Raw genomic sequence first — 15,868 nt, forward strand, 5'->3', positions numbered from 1 at the left:
TTCAAACAAGCCAAAAGGGTTAAGTACCAACGGTTTGTGCCTCTGAAAAAAAAGAAAAAAGCAATGTAACTTGAATGAAAACATTCAAATCACATTACTTTATTTGGATTTAAATTACGAATAATCCCAGCTACTCAACCTAGTGTATGAGGCTATCCGATTCATTTACATCTCTACAATCGCACTCTATAAACACGTACTCAATAACCTCATTCTATAATCGTGGATCTATTCGATCTGATTCGAGGGACAATGTGGCAAGTACACATTCATGAATCCGCTCCACCGATTCGCCGCGTACGAAACGCTCGATTCCTTCCATTCCCAAAGCACTCTCCATGAGGGCATGTCTTTCTTTTTTGGACGTTTTGCGTTTCCGAAGGCGTGATAAGTTCTCAGGAGCAAGATAATCCATACCATAGATGATATGCAAATAGGCACGTCCTCTAACTTTGATGGCAGGCTGAATCATTTTGTTTCCGTTCCAGGTACGGAACGTCTCCGGTTTGATTACGATCCCTTCATGACCTTCTGCCGTCATTTCATCCCACCAACGAATAATCTCTGCCTCGTCCGTCTCGCTTGTTATGATACGGTACTCCGTCTCCATCATCAATGGGGAGATTCGGGCAAACTCACGATTCTGCTCCATGTGCCATTCATGCGTCTGCTTCCAGAATGTTCCCGTGCTGTGTGCTAACGTATGGAACGGGGCAATCCGAATGTCGCCAATATCATTCACATCCCAGCAATAGTACTGGAATACATCGCGAAATGTCTGGGCATTCGCAAGCTTAAGCTCAGTCTCCTGTAACCATTCGGTTACATCACGTCCCGCTTTCTCCGCTTCACGAAGTTTATCCACCAAAATATTACGATCCATTAGAGACGATTCAGACACATGCGCATACTGTGAAGCGATTAGCTCCCTTGCCTTTAGATTCCATGGCACAATCTCAGCGTCAAGTAATACAAATTCAGTTTGATGCCGCTCAAAATAACCATCTGCGCTCAAATCCGCATGTAGTCTGGACAATACCAATTGCTCTGTTGCTGAATCAAAAAAGGATCTGCCTGTACGAGTCACGATGTTCCCAAGCATCGGCCGACCTATTCGCTGCCGCGCTATCTCCTCATCACGGAAAATCAGCAGTATGGCGCGGCTACCCATATGTTTTTTCTCAGCAACCATACGGGTAACGCCTTGTGAGCGATAATACTGGAAGGCATCCTGTGGATGCTCCAGATAGCCTTCTACCGAAGAAGCTACCGGCGGTGGACTCATTGTTGGCGGAATGTATACAAGCTCTTCGAGAGGCACGGTGAAATGGGAGAACGTATCAATCGCCGTTTGTGCAACCTCACCATGTATCGTTACATCCATCCGCGAATTCGTTTGTACGGTGAAACCTTCCTTGAATTTACGCAAATTCGGTGGCGACAAACGTTTTCTTTCCCAACGTACTAATGGGCTGTTGCGATCCTCGGCATAATCCTTCCGGGCAGACACACTAACCGATTCCCGCTCAGGCATTCGCCAGGCTGTCAGCATGCCACCAAATACTACACCTTGGTCAATGTTGACGGTGTCGTTCACAATCGTAGGATATGGACGAGGGTCATGTCCCCAGACGATGCACTCACCAGAGGTATGGTCTACATACCAATCTTTGCGGATAGGACGCCCTTCCGCATCTGTCCCTTCTACATCACCATATCGGCAGTAATCCTGAATGCGCTTGGATTGTTTCCCGATAAAATGATCCCGTATCCCTGCATGAGCAACGACCACCTGCCGTACACCGTTCCGAGTGAACACCAGATGTGACGGGGCTTCGAGCAGAAAGTCTCGCAGTTCTGCTCGCACTTGCTGTGCCTGATCTGCACCTTGGGCTTGTTCCAGTTGAATTAGCTCAGCTTCTACAAGCTCATCTCCATGACTAAGCGTGACATCGCGGCCATCCAGATAACGTGCAATTTTCCATCCATGATTACTATCAATCATATAAGCAAGCCCTGCTGCGCAATGCTGCTGCCAGAATAACAAACACTTGAGAGATTCAGGCCCGCGACTCGATACATCCCCGACCGAAACAAGCTTACGTCCGTCTGGGTGCTGGTATAGCCCGGTCTCACCTCTCACATAGCCCAACTTAACGATTAATTCCATCATCTCTTCATAACAGCCGTGAATATCGCCGATGATGTCCACTCCTGCTCCCATATCCAGCAAAAGTGGGTTCGTTGTCCGAACAAATGTAATCTCATCCGGCTGTTTCAAGATATAATTCGCATCGAATCCTTCTTCACGAATAGAGCGTAATGAGCGCTTAAATTGCTGTACCTGCTGCTTCACCCGTTGCCGTCCACGCGGATACTCCCGCTGGCTGTCCCGTTCCAACAGCTCCTTCTCCGGAATATCAAGTACGATGGCGATTACAGGTACATGTGCTTTTCTTGCCAAACGAACAAGGCGTTCTCGATCTTCGGGATATAGATGCGTTGCATCTATCCACGTCAGCTTATTCAGGCGGCAACGCGTACTTACGATAGCTTCCATCGCCTCAAACGCCTTCGCGGATACCTGCTGATATTCGGCATATAACACATCTGCCTCGCTACGTGGACGGTTCTTCCACTCCATATATTCTTCATCGCCCACGAGCATCCGGAACTGATCTGACGAGACCGCTTCCGTCCGCCGGATGATGCCTTCCCTCGCTAAACGATCCAGCAATGTCGTTTTGCCACTGTTTGACGGTCCGACGAGTACCACAACTCCCGCATGTGGCAGCTTGATCTCCCGATTTTTTCGCTCTGTGCGAGGTACTTCTTGACCTTTCGGACGAGATACTTCTCCTGCTCTAGATGTTACCTGCTTCTTGTCGTCTCTCATTGTTGGTGTCCCTCCTCTCTGCGCCCAAAAATAATCATCTGTGTAGGCTGTCCATAACCTTCTACCTGTTCACCAATGCCTTGGATCGTATAGGTATAATTTGTACCTGCTGACCACTCCACACATCGTTCAGCCAGTTCAGCGCGTGTCCATTCGAAACGATGATCGTGGTGACGGAAACTTTCCTGCTCCATCGCATAGACCTCATTGTATTCCTTGTTTGGTGTGGTCACGATCAAGACTTCTGGCTGATATTCCTGAAGCAGCGTATTCATAATTCCATCTAGGCGGTACGCCTCAATATGCTCAATGACTTCGCACAGAATCATGACATCCTGATGCTGCAGCTGTTCATCAAAATAAAAGAGTGACCCGATGATCGGCTCTGGCATCGCAAAGACACCATGACGACCCTCCAGCTTCGCAAATCGTTCCATCGCACGTAGACGTGATTGACCAGAAGGTTCCACTGCCAAAATAGACTCTACGCCTGCAATGGTGGCCAATCTTGCCGATAACTTCCCTTCTCCAGCACCCATGTCTACGATTCTCTGTCTGTGCGGCAAACGAGCAACCATCTCTGTAATGGCACGATATCGTAACTCATTCAACCTTACTGGTGGGTCGTCTGTTATCACGTCTGTTTGTACACTAGGTTGTACATCTGTTGGCACGTCCGTTGGTACATCCGTTAATACCTCAGCTAATGAATCTCCACCATCTACCATTCCTTCTACATCCATCTTCCTGTTGTCTGGGATAGACAACACACCTTCCTTCGACTCATATTTCTTTATAAGTTCGGCGAATCGTAAGGTACGTTTAACGATAAGCTCCTTGTGCGGATGGGTCTCCAGCCAGCCGGCACCGTAACGTTTAATTTTATCAATCTCATCCTCGCTGATGAAATAGTGCTTATAGTTATCCAATACCGGAATCAATAGAAATAACTGGCGCAGTGCATTTTGCACGGTCTCTTGACCACGCAGAATGATGCGTCTTACACTGCTTTTCTTCTTCAGATCGAAGGAATAGGACAACTCTTCTCGTTCCAAAGTAACAGCATACCCTAAGTGGGAAAACAGCTCCTCCACCACACGATCAGGTAAATCCGAAGCGACCGGCCCAAAAGATAATTGCAGGTTAAAAGGATGATCCACCCATTTCGTATACTCTTCCTTCGGTTTACCGTTCAATGCTGTGCCAAGTGCGGAACGTATGTAGGAGCAGAATAGACTGCTTGTCACGAATTCCCGATCATTGATATATTGCGTAATATCGTAACCGTCAGGGCTACCTCTCACCAGATCGACTGGATCAGGCTCCGCATGAATTAACACTTCCGTCTCACTAGACGTTGCGCGGGTATAGACCATTCTGACGCGCACGCCTTTGTCTGTCCGATCGTATATATTGCCCGGGTTCTTCGCGAGCAGATGAGACACCACCGCAGCGTCTGCCCCACTTGCTTGTATAATTAGGTGCATGGATGCTTCCTCCTTCATTAATCCGTTCTATAAGTGCGTGTTCATAAAGAGGTTGTTCAAAAAGTCCGCTTTTGATTACGAAGGATGCCCTGAGGCATCTCAGCGTCGAATATGGGATTCAGCCGAAATGTCCGTTGCTCACGTAGTTTGCCTACGCTCCGCTACTCCATTTCTAGCTTCATCCCATCTTCTCGGTACTGAAAACCGCCCTTTTTGAACACGCAGTCGGTTTTCTGGCTCTTTCATCTATTCACCATACTTCTTGCAGTGCCAAACGGAAGATACGATCCAGTTCCTGAACCTGGACGGCATCCTCTCTTGCCATCTGAGAGGCAATCTGTTCATAGTGATCGATCTGTTCAGTCAAAAATGCTTGAATCGCAGGCAACTGCGGCTCCATATCAAGCTCATCTCCTGCTTTTTTACGGCGTAACAGGTCATGAATCTCTATAGATAATGGATCTGACGCAGGAATCAGCTCTTCAACTAAACGTTCAAATTCCATTGGCGGCATCGTCTCATATCGCTCAATCCAGCCACAGGCAAGCAGTGGACGCAGGACATAGAAATACTTCTTAATCTTCACCTGGTGTCCCTGCAAGTAATCCCGGAAATTTCCTTTTGCCATATTTAGATAATGATACATACAAGATTTAGACGAGAACGTTAGCGGCGACTGTGCCCGAATCTGCCCTGCTATACTAGACTTCTCCAAGTACTGGATCGGCGATTGCAACCACTCCAGCAGCGGGGGATTCGATTTACGGAATAACTTCAGCGCCTTACGCAAATCCCAGCCGTTAATATCAAGCTGGTCATTGATCGGTCGTTCAATCACATCTCGCCCCTCTTCAATAGAGAGATACCATTCGAGTGGTCTCACATAGATAAAGCGCACATCGTAATCACTATCCTGTGAGGGGAATCCCCAAGCACGACTGCCTGACTCGCAAGCATAGAGGATCTGAACCTGCTCTTTCCGTTCAATCTGCTCCAATTGCTGATGAATTATGGATCGCATTTCTTCACTAATTACGTTCATTGTACTTCCCTCCTTTGGCGAATACGCTGTATAGCTGATACAATGTATAGCTCCCGACTCTCTACGGGTTTGTTATCCTATCTGCTCTCGTGTCATCGTCTGCTCAAACCTATGGTTTGATTATGCCTCTTCTTGGACGTCAGGAACATGGTGAAAGTATGGCGACAGACACATATAAAATGAAAGCTGCCTATGTTCCTGTTACAATAAGAGGTAGGCCAACAAGGAGTGAGTATTATGGCAAAAGAGAGCTTTGACAAAGAAATTCAGTTTCTTCGTATGTTATCCCTAACAAGTGGTGCATATAATCGTAAGCAATATGCCGAGCGACTTGGCATTTCAATACATACCTTTGATAAGACGACACGGCGATTAAGAGAGATTATGCAGACTGTCTCAGAACAACGCACAGATTCAGAGCCAGGCAAAGAAATGAATGATCTGGCTCGCTTCCAATATGGTGAGTCGGCAGAGCCTATGCTGCTCTTCCTATTTCGCGCCAAGTCGATGAAAGAGACGGAGGTTAAGCGGCTTGTTCTTCTTTTACATGCGCTTCAGCAAACACCTCTAACCGCCATGGAACTGCTGGATGCCTGCTGTGAAGACCTGCCTGAGGACATGGCATTGCCTGATGAGAAAACGATTCGTTCGGATCTTAAATATCTGGAAGAGGTTGGGGTTATTCGCAAGGAACCTGGCGGCAGACCCTACCGGTATCTTCTGCAACAGGATGTCCTGACTGAGCTCACGGCTGAGGAACAACTGGAACTATATGATTTTGTGGATATCATGGCGAACACTCAGGTTCCTTCTGTTCAAGGATATTTACTGCGGGATAGCCTCAAAAAGGCAATTGCTCTAAGTTATCCGCAAGAAGAAGCAACCGAGCCTTTCATCTATAAATACCACTACTACTCACGCATCTTGGACGAAGCGCATTTATACACATTACTTGGTGCAATTCGGCAACGGAAATGGGTTCAGTTTATCTATTATTCCCCTAAGAAGCCATCTAGCTACAGCTCACAGAACACGAATCCATTATTTGAACGAGAAGCTGAGGGACGTCTGAACCGCATCCTTCCACTGGAGGTCGTTTACGACCATCAATATGGACGTTGGTATGTCGTGGGATATCAAGGACGTCGTGGTTTTGTGAAATTTCGAATGGAGGGCATTACCCAGATCGAAGAGCAAAACGCGGCGAATGAAGCATACATGGATCAATTAAAAAAACAATGGGCCGATCTTAGCCGATACAGCTGGCTTGTGGACACCGGAAATACCGTTACGGTGCAAGCACGTTTCTTCCACCCCACCGATGGTCAGCGCAACTTCATATTGGATCGTGTGAAGTTACAAGGGCAATGGGGTACGATCACGCCTGAAAGTAATGATACTTTCCTCTATGAGATTCGTGTGAACGGTACAACAGAGATCAAACCATGGCTGCGGAGTTTCGGCTCTAGCTGTGAAGTGCTTGCTCCCCGCAGGCTACGCCAAGAAATGATTAAGGAATGGAAGGAGATTGCTCAGTACTATGAACCTGTTCGAGAAGATGTTCAATTACCAGATCATGACGAGATTGAATGAGACAGGACTGTTCACTTGGACATCGCAAGAACGCGCTTGGCTGCGGTTGATGTTGAAGCATCCGGCGGCGTTCGAGGCACTACGTCCCTTGACCCTTAAGAAACTGCAGGAGATGTTGGAAGCAGAGCAGGACTTGAACCTTCAGGACTACCTGACGGAAAAAGCTAAAAGCGTAGAAAACAGCGTCTCTCACCCACTTCTTCAAACTTTAAGGCAGATGATATTACATCATCAGGGGTTTCGCTTAACTGGCCGTGTCCGCAATGGACGAATCAGCAACGACCAGTTCGGGTTTCCATACAAGCTGGAATACTCTATGGTCAAAAAAGAATGGTATGTGCTCTGGTATGCTCCGCGCTTTCACAAGCTTATGGCAACCAAGCTTCACAGTATCATTGCCGTAGAAGCCGAGCCCATTGAAGCAGCTCTCGCTTCCAAGTATGCACAACAGATTACCACATTAACTGAACACCGAAAGACAACTGTAACCATTGAAGTGTTGCCTGAGTTTAATCAGGAGCTGTCGCGGATCCTGTACGCATTCTCCTGCTTCGAGAAGCAGGTCGACTATGATGAAGGTGAACAGACCTACCGGATTATACTCACGATTCCACGGGGAGAAATGGATTATGTTCTATCCAAGATGCGCTTTCTGGGGAAAAGAGTTCGAATCACTGACAATGCTTCGCTCCGTATGCGTATGGCGGAGACGGCCTCTAAGGTGCTGGCGCGTTACGCGGAATCTGAAGCCGAGGGTGAATCAGAGTCTCAGCACGCACAGTATGATGCGAGCCATACCACAGGCACTTCTTAGGTGGAGTAAATGATGTGACATCCGCAGCAAAAAAGCTTACTTAAGAAACCGAAATATCCTATATGTCATAAGTAAAACAATCTAATTCTGTAATTAAACGATTGATATATGTGCCTGCAATAACAAGCCTGGACACATTGTCCAGGCTTGTTGTATGATACATCGCCCATGCTTTATATGTGCAATGTGGTGTTTAGTTTTGGATACATGGTGTTACGCATTATTCAATAAGCAACATCTGTTACCATCTTTATTTCCCTACGTACTGTTCGCCGAATTCCGTCGCTTATTAATCGCATGTACACCCATCACCACCGCGATCAACTCATAAGTACCGAGCTGTTCTGACTCATTGTGAAGCACAAAGGCTCCTGAGCTGAACCACCCACTTGTTCGTCTGAAGCTGGCTACCGTCCTGCCGCCCATACCGGTAATCTCATACTCCTGCGAGAAAGCCGGTGCGGACACCTCATATACACCACGAGACCCAGCATCATATTCATACTTTTTACTAAAGAAACTAAGTCTTGCTCTCAGTACACCCCAATGGCTTGCATCAGCAGCAGTTACATCCCATCGGTTCGTTAACATCCGGAATTTGCCGCTGCAGATTAAGCCTGACGGGGCAAATACATCGATCGATGATCCAAAGGCACTCTTTAGATCTAAATGCCCTACCTGTTCTTGGTCTTGATTCATAATTTCCGTATAACCAGCGTTGAAAAAATTATCCCTAAAGTACAGCTCCATGGAATCCCTCCTCCTTACAAGCCTATACCTAATCTACTATTATAACGTAATTCATCTATTTACGTCATAAAAGAGGCAGAGGCTTCAACACAAAAAAATGTTCTGCCTGCTTTACGAGCAACGACAGAACATCATTTATTACATGTCACATGTTACCTGTGACTACACTTCAACTTTTTTATTATTCAGATACACGGTTAAGGCAACTAATCCAATGGCTACAATCACTTCGAAGATCGTACTCCCCCACCTGTCGCCTGTCCATAAAACTCCATTAGAGGTGATCGTCATTCCAGTGCTTTCCTCTGTGAAGTTAAATACTTGTAATGGGCTAACCACACCTGAAAAAATAATATTCTCAATCCAGCTAATAACCGTAGTAATGACGAAATATGCAACGATGCCAATCCACGGCCCTGTTTTCCAGCGGAAGCTACCTGCAATTGAAATGGAGAGAAAGATGATTATAGACATAAACAAGATCACCCAAAGACCTAACAAAAAAACGGCTGCAATACTTGAGAGGTCAATTCCGGTATTGTTGAAAAAGTATATAATATCAATCCTTGTGTTCAATGCATCATAGATCAAAAAGTGAATCAAACCAATCACCGCCAACACCAGCCCACATATCGCTCCAAAGAGCAGTGGAGATAACACATGAGATAGCCCGGATACAGGAACGAGACGACGATTATAGGAGCGAATGTTAGACCAGTATGTCTTGATCACTTTGACAAAGGTTGCTATACCTGCCGCTGTATATGAGACAATCGCAAGAATGATTTCTCCACCGCTTGGTAAAAAGGGTGCTACCGCAATCTGCAAAACAATCAGAGTCACCAGATTGGCTAACAGGGTATTCCAGTTTCGTTTAAAGTCATACTTCAGTAATGTCATCATTCGGCATAGACCTCCTTGAACATCTCATCCACACTTTTTCCGTTTTGCAGACGCAGCGTTTCAACTTCTTCCCGCAGTACCATTTGGCCCTCACGAATAAAGATGACCTCGTCAAAGATTCGTTCAATATCATTCAATAGGTGCGTTGAAATGATAAGGCTGCTATCTTCATCATAGAATTTGACGATGGCATCCAAGATTTTGCCGCGAGCGACAGGGTCAACTCCCCCAATCGGTTCATCTAACAGATATAGACGAGCTTTACGGGATAAAGCGAGTGTTAGCTGTAGTCTTTCATTCATACCTTTCGAGAGATGTTTAACACGCTCCCCCTCTGCGAGCTTCATGAAATCCAGCATTTCCCGCGCCTTTTCTTGATCAAAATCGGCATAGAAATCACGGTAATAAGCAATCGCATCACGCACCTTCATCCAGCTCTCCGTTAATGGCTTATCTGGCATAAAAGATACAAGCGACTTCGTCTCTAGCCCAATCGGTATGCCAGCGACCTGAATGGAACCACTACTCGGATGCAGCAATCCGGCAACCAGCTTCATTAAGGTACTCTTGCCACTACCGTTACTGCCAAGCAGTCCGACAATTCGACCCGGAGCAATTTCAAGTGTCACGTCTTGCAATGCCTGCTTTTTGCCATAAGACTTACTAACTTGGTTCAACTCCAAAATGTTAGCCATGCTGCGTTCCTCCCTTTCCAGCCGGATTATTCTGTTGCGATTGTCCTTCGGCAACGGCTTCTGCCACAATCGAGACAATGTCCTGCTCCTCAATACCGAGTTCTTGCATACCTGTCAGGAAGCGCTCCAGTAATTCTCCAGCCATTTCTTTTTTAATCGTCATAATCTTCGACTCCTCACTTGTCACATATCTTCCAAGCCCGCGTCTCGTTTCCACCACTTCTTCTCGTTCCAGCTCTTGGAACGTACGTTGTACCGTGTTGGGATTGATCTGTAATTCAGCCGCTAGTTCCCGTACTGAAGGAATCTTATCTCCAGCTTGCAGTGTTCCGGTCACAATCTGCTTCTTGATGTACTGCATGATCTGTATATAGATTGGTAAATTATTATCAAATTCCATACTCACAAAGCTCTCGCTCCCCTCTGTATCTGTGTGTTAGTTAGATAGTACACTAGTGATCTGGTATTGTAAAGCCTATATTTTAAGTCGTTCTGTCCAGATATAAAAAACAAAAAAGAGCAGATCTATACGATCTGCTCTTCCTATAACAAGCTACCCTCAGCTACTTTTAGATAGGTCTAGCTATTTTCGGCGGATAACTTCAGCTATCTCCAACTCGGTGTAACAAACACAACATTATACAATGTCCAAAGGAACTTTCCGTTGTGGTGCAGGGAACACCTCATTCAGCCGCGCCTCTTCCTCTGGGGTCAAAACCAGATTCATTGCGGCCGCATTATCTGCCACATGTTCTAGTTGGACTGCTTTAGGTATCGCAATGACATCGCCTTCACGGATGACCCAAGATAATGCAATCTGGGAAGTCGTCACATTCCGTGCTTCTGCAATCTCTTGGATGACTGGATGTTCGAGTAATTCTTTACGCAGTCTGCCCCCTTGTGCAAGAGGACAATACGCCATCACAGGAACATGCCGTTCTCGTAACCAAGGCAATAGATCATATTCTATGCCCCGTGATGCAGCATGGTACAACACTTGATTCACTGCACAATGCTTACCGCCGGGCAGGTTCCATAACTCCTGCATATCGTCTGTATCCAGATTAGATACACCCCAGCGCAGAATCTTGCCCGCATGCTTCAATTGCTCCATAGCTTCGACGGTCTCTTCAAGTGGAACCCTTCCTCGCCAATGCAGCAAATAGAGATCTATCCGATCTGTACCTAGACGCTGGAGGCTGTTCTCGCAAGCTGTAATCATCTGTTGCCGGTCTGCATGATGTGGGTACACTTTCGACACCAGGAATACATCATCACGACAACCTTCGATCGCTTCACCCGTCACCTCTTCTGCCCCGCCTTCTGCATACATCTCTGCGGTATCTATAAGAGTCATTCCCAGTTCAATTCCATCTCGCAAGGCTCTAACTTCCTTCGTACGGCTCGAATCCTTTTCACCCATGTACCATGTACCTTGACCAATTGCAGGCAAGGTTGTACCATCCGGCAATTGAACTGTACGAGCGATCTGATCCTGATTCATTCGAATTACCTCCCATTAGATTACATTGTGGTGTCATCTATACTTGTTCAGGCGGTTGTTGGTTAGTAACGGACGGATTGGCCCGTTTCCAGCGTCCCACCATCATCACATATAATTGATCTAACGGTAATGTGAGACTATTCTGCGCTATGCTTATCGTGGCATCCACCATATTCGTATTCACGGTCATTAATTTGCGTTTAATGCCCATCTGGCGATCCAGAAAGGCCTTCTCATCCCGAAGCTTAATGCCAATCATCGGTTGTCCCATGAGCTCATACATAAAAATATTCTCTACATCTGTCCAGGCAATGGAACCACCTGACGTATACGAAGAAGAATCAACAAATCCCTTCTCATCCACCACAAATGAAGGCTCTTTCTTGATCATTTTCATCAGAATGTAGCATAGACAACAGCCAAAAAACAAAATAGAAACAACACCAACCACACATGAAACAGTAGAAGCACCAGAATCCTTCGAATCATTAAGAATTAAGAATAAACCGGCTGCAATAAAAATCGCTGACCCTGCTGTAAGCCACGCTAGACGTTTACGACTAGGGTATTCTACGTGTTGTTGTTCATAGGATGTGGACAATGTGGCCTTCCCCTTTCAATGCGACAAAAAAATAGTTGCTCGTTCATAGGTCGTATATCTATATCAAATGGCATAATTAGCATTGTTAATTAAACGTATTCTAGTCTGTCTAAACGGTAAGTTAGGACTTTTATTTGTCCGTTTCGTGACTATTCAACAGTAGAATTCGTCACAATTCTGACAATTCCTTTATACCGTCAAATAATAGGAAAAAAGTGAACTTCAATGGCTTATGGACATTGTCCTGCTCTACTGTTTCCGTTAATATAAATGGAAAGGTTAGGAAAATACATTTAAATTAGGGTGGGAGGACATAGAATGAATAATTTACGTGGCATGACTTCGGAAGACCTGTTTCAGATCACATGGGTTAACGATCCAACACCATCTCCTCAAGGTAGACAACTGGTGTATGTGAGTCGAAAAACGAATGACGGCCGAGATGGTTATTCATCCCACCTGAGACTCTTGGATCTCGTAAGCCATCAAGACCGTCCCTTTACTTCCGGGGAAAAGGATCACTCTCCTGTCTGGTCTCCCGACGGATCACAGCTTGCCTTTTTACGGGAACAGGATGGGAAGACCCAAGTTTGGCTCATCGCATCCGACGGTGGAGAGGCTAGAATTGCAAGTCATCTCAAGCATGGGGTTAGTTCGATGATCTGGTCACCAGACGGACAAGCCTTGCTCGTTAAATCCTCTGTGGATGAGCAAGCTGAGGACGATAAGGATACCCAAGATTCCGCAGAAAACAAATTACCACAAGAGCATATCGTGGATCGCATTCGGATGAAATCAGATCAAGGTGGATTATGGAACGGCAGACGCAATCATCTCTTCTATATCTCGCTTGAAGGTGGAGAAGCTACGCAAGTAACCTCAGGCCACTACGATGTTGGAGAGTATGCATGGTCACCGGATGGATCAAGCATCGCTTGGATTACCCAGATGCCAGAAGAAGGCCAAGATCATAACGATTACAGTCTAACCAACCATGTATACCGTGCGAAGCCTGACGGAACAACGCTTGAGCAGCTAACGCCGGAAGGATATTCATTCTACCGTCTTACCTATGCACCAGATGGACAATCCATTGCACTACTCGCCAGTGACCGTTCCTATCACAACGCTACGCTTATCAAATTATATTCACTCCCCCACACAGGCGGTGAGCTAGAATGCCTGAATTCAGATTGGGATGTGCAGTGTAGCCATAGTCTCGTTGGAGATATGCGCTCCCATTTAAATCCTACGGGACCTGTATTTAGCCGTGATGGTTCGTCAATCCTTTGCCTAGTAACAATCGAAGGTAGTGTTCGAATTGCCAAATTTGCAAGAGACGGCGGCGAGTCACGCTATATTTTACCGACCGAAAGAGAATTCTATCAATTCGCTGAACTTGCAAATGGACAGATTGTTGCAGCCGTGGCTGATGTTTTGAATCCGGGAGATCTCTTTCTCTATCGTGAGCCGGATGACATCGAAGCTCAGCCTGTTCAACTGACACATAGCAACCCACAGTTGACTGAACAGATCCAACTTAGTTCACCAGAGACATTCTGGTTTGACTCTTCGGATGGACTCAGACTACAAGGATGGATCATGAAACCACAGGGCGTGGTCGATGGGGTCAAAATCCCAACGATTCTTGAAATCCATGGTGGGCCACATATGATGTATGGCTTTACATTTATGCATGAATTCCAAATCCTTGCCGCACAAGGGTATGCCGTAATGTATCTCAACCCTCGTGGGGGTCTGGGATATGGGCAACAATTCGTCAATGCCTGCCGTGGAGATTATGGCGGCGGGGATTACCGTGATCTGATGGAAGCTGTCGATTATGCCCTTGGACAATATGACTTTATCGACGAGACTCGCCTAGGTGTTACTGGTGGCAGTTATGGTGGCTTCATGACCAACTGGATTGTTGGGCATACAGATCGATTCAAGGCAGCCGTCACACAACGCTCCATATCCAACTGGCTCTCTTTCTACGGCGTCAGCGACATCGGATATTTCTTCACAGAGGATCAGATTGGCGGCAACGCTTGGGATGATACGGAGAAGTTATGGAAGCACTCTCCACTAGCCTATGTAGGCAATGTAACAACCCCACTGCTTATTTTGCATGGAGAGCAGGATTTACGATGCCCGATCGAACAAGCTGAACAATTATATATTGCCTTGAAGCGACGCCGACAGACGACACGTCTCGTTCGTTTCCCAGGGGCTAATCATGAATTGTCCAGAGGAGGACATCCACATCTGAGAGTCCGCCGGCTTGAGCATATTGCGGGTTGGTTTAACGAGCACCTCTAAATAGTAAGTACGGAAACGAGCAACGAGTGATGCTACCTGTAAAAAAATACCCTCACCAAAAAACCACGTGAAGTCATCTGTGTGATGACCTCTACGTGGTTTTTCGATGTCGGCAGTATTCGACTACTCCGGGATAACAGAACTAACGAACGCTGGTGCTGTTGTCCCTATTAATCATCCTCTAACGAACTCAGTCGACCTTATTAGCTTATAAATAACACTTGGGGAGTTCTAACGAATTGTGGACACGCTAATACACCTTTTGGGCGTGAAAATTAGATGTATTCCGTCGTATTTGGTAGTATAGCGTTTCTCAGGTTCGTTACCATTTCCATTCGCCGTGATATGGTCGAATAAGCTTTCTCAGATTCGTTAAGAGCGGCAGTGTTGGGAGAAAGGCTATTTTATATGGAATATACTTTAGTTGCTCCGTTTCAAACGTCACCTTAACTTAATCCAAGCTAAAGTCTAAGCCTCCTCTAATGTTCTTTCGACACATCCCATCTGGCTATCTGCTTCTAACTCATACAGTTTCCAACGATTCTCTATTTCCTCTATTCTTCTCCCCACACTACCGTGACCTCGTTATACCCCTCGTTAATGCTGGAAGATGATCCTGAGATCGATACAGCAAATTTACCATCCGCACGTCCCACGATGCTGAAGTCATCAGCACCTAAGTCTTGGACGTTCTGCGTAAGATTTTGGTTCTGATAGTAGTCGCGATATGATGCTCCAAGGACAGTTAATGTCTCTTTTGTGCTATAGGTCAGACTAACCTTCTTCTTGCCGTCCATCACATTTTCCACAAGGGAGATGGTCTTTGCATCTTTAGGCAATGGAAAATCAGCCGGCAGGTATTTGGATTTCACACCTTGCGCCTGTGTATTTGCCCCTGTAGACGGAGCGGTTGTTCCACTGTTTCCTGTTGTTGGCGCACCAGATGAACTAGTTGAACCAATGCTTACTTTGTTGTTCTGCGAATCATACTTAACTTCTGTGTTCAATGCCTCAGCTATAGAGCGTACTGGTAAGTATGTACTCCCTTGGTAAGTGATCGGAGCCAGCTTCTTCCCCTGTTCTCCTGTCGGCGTAAACTTCTGCCCATTCACCTCAATGGCTAAACCATGATTCAGGTATGCTTTGATCGTTTCTAGTTGAGTACCTGCATATACTCCCGCTGAACCAGTCAGCACCATACCAAGTACCCCTGCTGTAACGATCCATTTTTTGCTTTTCATCCTGTGAGACCTCCTCAATG

The 15,868-nt window shown here is 46.1% G+C and carries 13 protein-coding genes; 3 read left to right on the forward strand and 10 right to left on the reverse strand.

What is annotated here, in order from left to right:
• Window positions 1-214 precede the first annotated feature (214 nt).
• From J2T19_RS15610 to J2T19_RS15620, 3 genes are all read right to left on the reverse strand, one after another.
• Window positions 215-2,896, reverse strand: a complete 2,682-nt coding sequence (locus J2T19_RS15610; RefSeq protein ID WP_307217275.1) for a polynucleotide kinase-phosphatase — start codon at window positions 2,894-2,896, stop codon at window positions 215-217.
• On the reverse strand, window positions 2,893-4,383 hold the full coding sequence (locus J2T19_RS15615; RefSeq protein ID WP_307217277.1) for a methyltransferase domain-containing protein: 1,491 nt from the start codon (window positions 4,381-4,383) through the stop codon (window positions 2,893-2,895). The genes J2T19_RS15610 and J2T19_RS15615 overlap by 4 nt, the downstream gene beginning before the upstream one ends.
• A 250-nt stretch (window positions 4,384-4,633) precedes the next feature.
• A complete protein-coding gene (locus J2T19_RS15620; protein ID WP_307217278.1) occupies window positions 4,634-5,425 on the reverse strand; it encodes a nucleotidyltransferase domain-containing protein in 792 nt (263 codons plus the stop codon).
• A gap of 237 nt (window positions 5,426-5,662) precedes the next feature.
• Between J2T19_RS15620 and J2T19_RS15625 the strand changes: the two genes are divergently transcribed.
• Window positions 5,663-7,018 (forward strand): helix-turn-helix transcriptional regulator, encoded by a 1,356-nt coding sequence (locus J2T19_RS15625; protein ID WP_307217280.1) that lies wholly within the window; start codon window positions 5,663-5,665, stop codon window positions 7,016-7,018.
• Entirely contained in the window at window positions 6,966-7,832 is an 867-nt protein-coding gene (locus J2T19_RS15630) for a WYL domain-containing protein (RefSeq protein WP_307217282.1), read from the forward strand. The genes J2T19_RS15625 and J2T19_RS15630 overlap by 53 nt, the downstream gene beginning before the upstream one ends.
• A 258-nt stretch (window positions 7,833-8,090) precedes the next feature.
• On the opposite strand, the gene J2T19_RS15635 is transcribed toward J2T19_RS15630, so the two are convergent.
• The 6 genes from J2T19_RS15635 to J2T19_RS15660 form a co-directional block, all read right to left on the reverse strand.
• Window positions 8,091-8,582: an LURP-one-related/scramblase family protein gene (locus tag J2T19_RS15635; protein WP_307217284.1), complete on the reverse strand. Its 492-nt coding sequence runs from the start codon at window positions 8,580-8,582 to the stop codon at window positions 8,091-8,093.
• 162 nt (window positions 8,583-8,744) lie between these two features.
• Window positions 8,745-9,485, reverse strand: a complete 741-nt coding sequence (locus J2T19_RS15640; RefSeq protein ID WP_307217286.1) for a hypothetical protein — start codon at window positions 9,483-9,485, stop codon at window positions 8,745-8,747.
• Window positions 9,482-10,180 carry an ABC transporter ATP-binding protein gene (locus J2T19_RS15645; RefSeq protein WP_307217289.1) on the reverse strand — a complete coding sequence of 233 codons (699 nt, stop codon included), beginning with the start codon at window positions 10,178-10,180 and terminating at the stop codon, window positions 9,482-9,484. The genes J2T19_RS15640 and J2T19_RS15645 overlap by 4 nt, the downstream gene beginning before the upstream one ends.
• Window positions 10,173-10,586, reverse strand: a complete 414-nt coding sequence (locus J2T19_RS15650; protein ID WP_307217291.1) for a GntR family transcriptional regulator — start codon at window positions 10,584-10,586, stop codon at window positions 10,173-10,175. The genes J2T19_RS15645 and J2T19_RS15650 overlap by 8 nt, the downstream gene beginning before the upstream one ends.
• A gap of 231 nt (window positions 10,587-10,817) precedes the next feature.
• The gene (locus J2T19_RS15655) at window positions 10,818-11,684 is read right to left on the reverse strand and encodes an aldo/keto reductase (RefSeq protein ID WP_307217293.1); all 867 of its coding nucleotides are present in this window, start codon (window positions 11,682-11,684) and stop codon (window positions 10,818-10,820) included.
• Between the two features lie 37 nt (window positions 11,685-11,721).
• The gene (locus tag J2T19_RS15660; protein ID WP_307217295.1) at window positions 11,722-12,285 is read right to left on the reverse strand and encodes an STM3941 family protein; all 564 of its coding nucleotides are present in this window, start codon (window positions 12,283-12,285) and stop codon (window positions 11,722-11,724) included.
• Between the two features lie 318 nt (window positions 12,286-12,603).
• Between J2T19_RS15660 and J2T19_RS15665 the strand changes: the two genes are divergently transcribed.
• Window positions 12,604-14,607 carry a S9 family peptidase gene (locus tag J2T19_RS15665; RefSeq protein ID WP_307217297.1) on the forward strand — a complete coding sequence of 668 codons (2,004 nt, stop codon included), beginning with the start codon at window positions 12,604-12,606 and terminating at the stop codon, window positions 14,605-14,607.
• Window positions 14,608-15,161: 554 nt separating this feature from the next.
• On the opposite strand, the gene J2T19_RS15670 is transcribed toward J2T19_RS15665, so the two are convergent.
• Window positions 15,162-15,848 carry a stalk domain-containing protein gene (locus J2T19_RS15670; RefSeq protein WP_307217299.1) on the reverse strand — a complete coding sequence of 229 codons (687 nt, stop codon included), beginning with the start codon at window positions 15,846-15,848 and terminating at the stop codon, window positions 15,162-15,164.
• Between the last annotated feature and the right edge of the window lie 20 nt (window positions 15,849-15,868).

Source organism: Paenibacillus tundrae (assembly GCF_030812775.1).
In the GTDB taxonomy this organism is placed as follows: domain Bacteria; phylum Bacillota; class Bacilli; order Paenibacillales; family Paenibacillaceae; genus Paenibacillus; species Paenibacillus tundrae_A.

Excerpts from the sequence above, each read along its gene's own strand:
- J2T19_RS15610 (WP_307217275.1), bottom strand. The coding sequence starts at position 2,896 with ATGAGAGACGACAAGAAGCAGGTAACATCTAGAGCAGGAGAAGTATCT.
- J2T19_RS15615 (WP_307217277.1), bottom strand. The coding sequence starts at position 4,383 with ATGCACCTAATTATACAAGCAAGTGGGGCAGACGCTGCGGTGGTGTCT.
- J2T19_RS15620 (WP_307217278.1), bottom strand. The coding sequence starts at position 5,425 with ATGAACGTAATTAGTGAAGAAATGCGATCCATAATTCATCAGCAATTG.
- J2T19_RS15625 (WP_307217280.1), top strand. The coding sequence starts at position 5,663 with ATGGCAAAAGAGAGCTTTGACAAAGAAATTCAGTTTCTTCGTATGTTA.
- J2T19_RS15630 (WP_307217282.1), top strand. The coding sequence starts at position 6,966 with ATGAACCTGTTCGAGAAGATGTTCAATTACCAGATCATGACGAGATTG.
- J2T19_RS15635 (WP_307217284.1), bottom strand. The coding sequence starts at position 8,582 with ATGGAGCTGTACTTTAGGGATAATTTTTTCAACGCTGGTTATACGGAA.
- J2T19_RS15640 (WP_307217286.1), bottom strand. The coding sequence starts at position 9,485 with ATGATGACATTACTGAAGTATGACTTTAAACGAAACTGGAATACCCTG.
- J2T19_RS15645 (WP_307217289.1), bottom strand. The coding sequence starts at position 10,180 with ATGGCTAACATTTTGGAGTTGAACCAAGTTAGTAAGTCTTATGGCAAA.
- J2T19_RS15655 (WP_307217293.1), bottom strand. The coding sequence starts at position 11,684 with ATGAATCAGGATCAGATCGCTCGTACAGTTCAATTGCCGGATGGTACA.
- J2T19_RS15665 (WP_307217297.1), top strand. The coding sequence starts at position 12,604 with ATGAATAATTTACGTGGCATGACTTCGGAAGACCTGTTTCAGATCACA.
- J2T19_RS15670 (WP_307217299.1), bottom strand. The coding sequence starts at position 15,848 with ATGAAAAGCAAAAAATGGATCGTTACAGCAGGGGTACTTGGTATGGTG.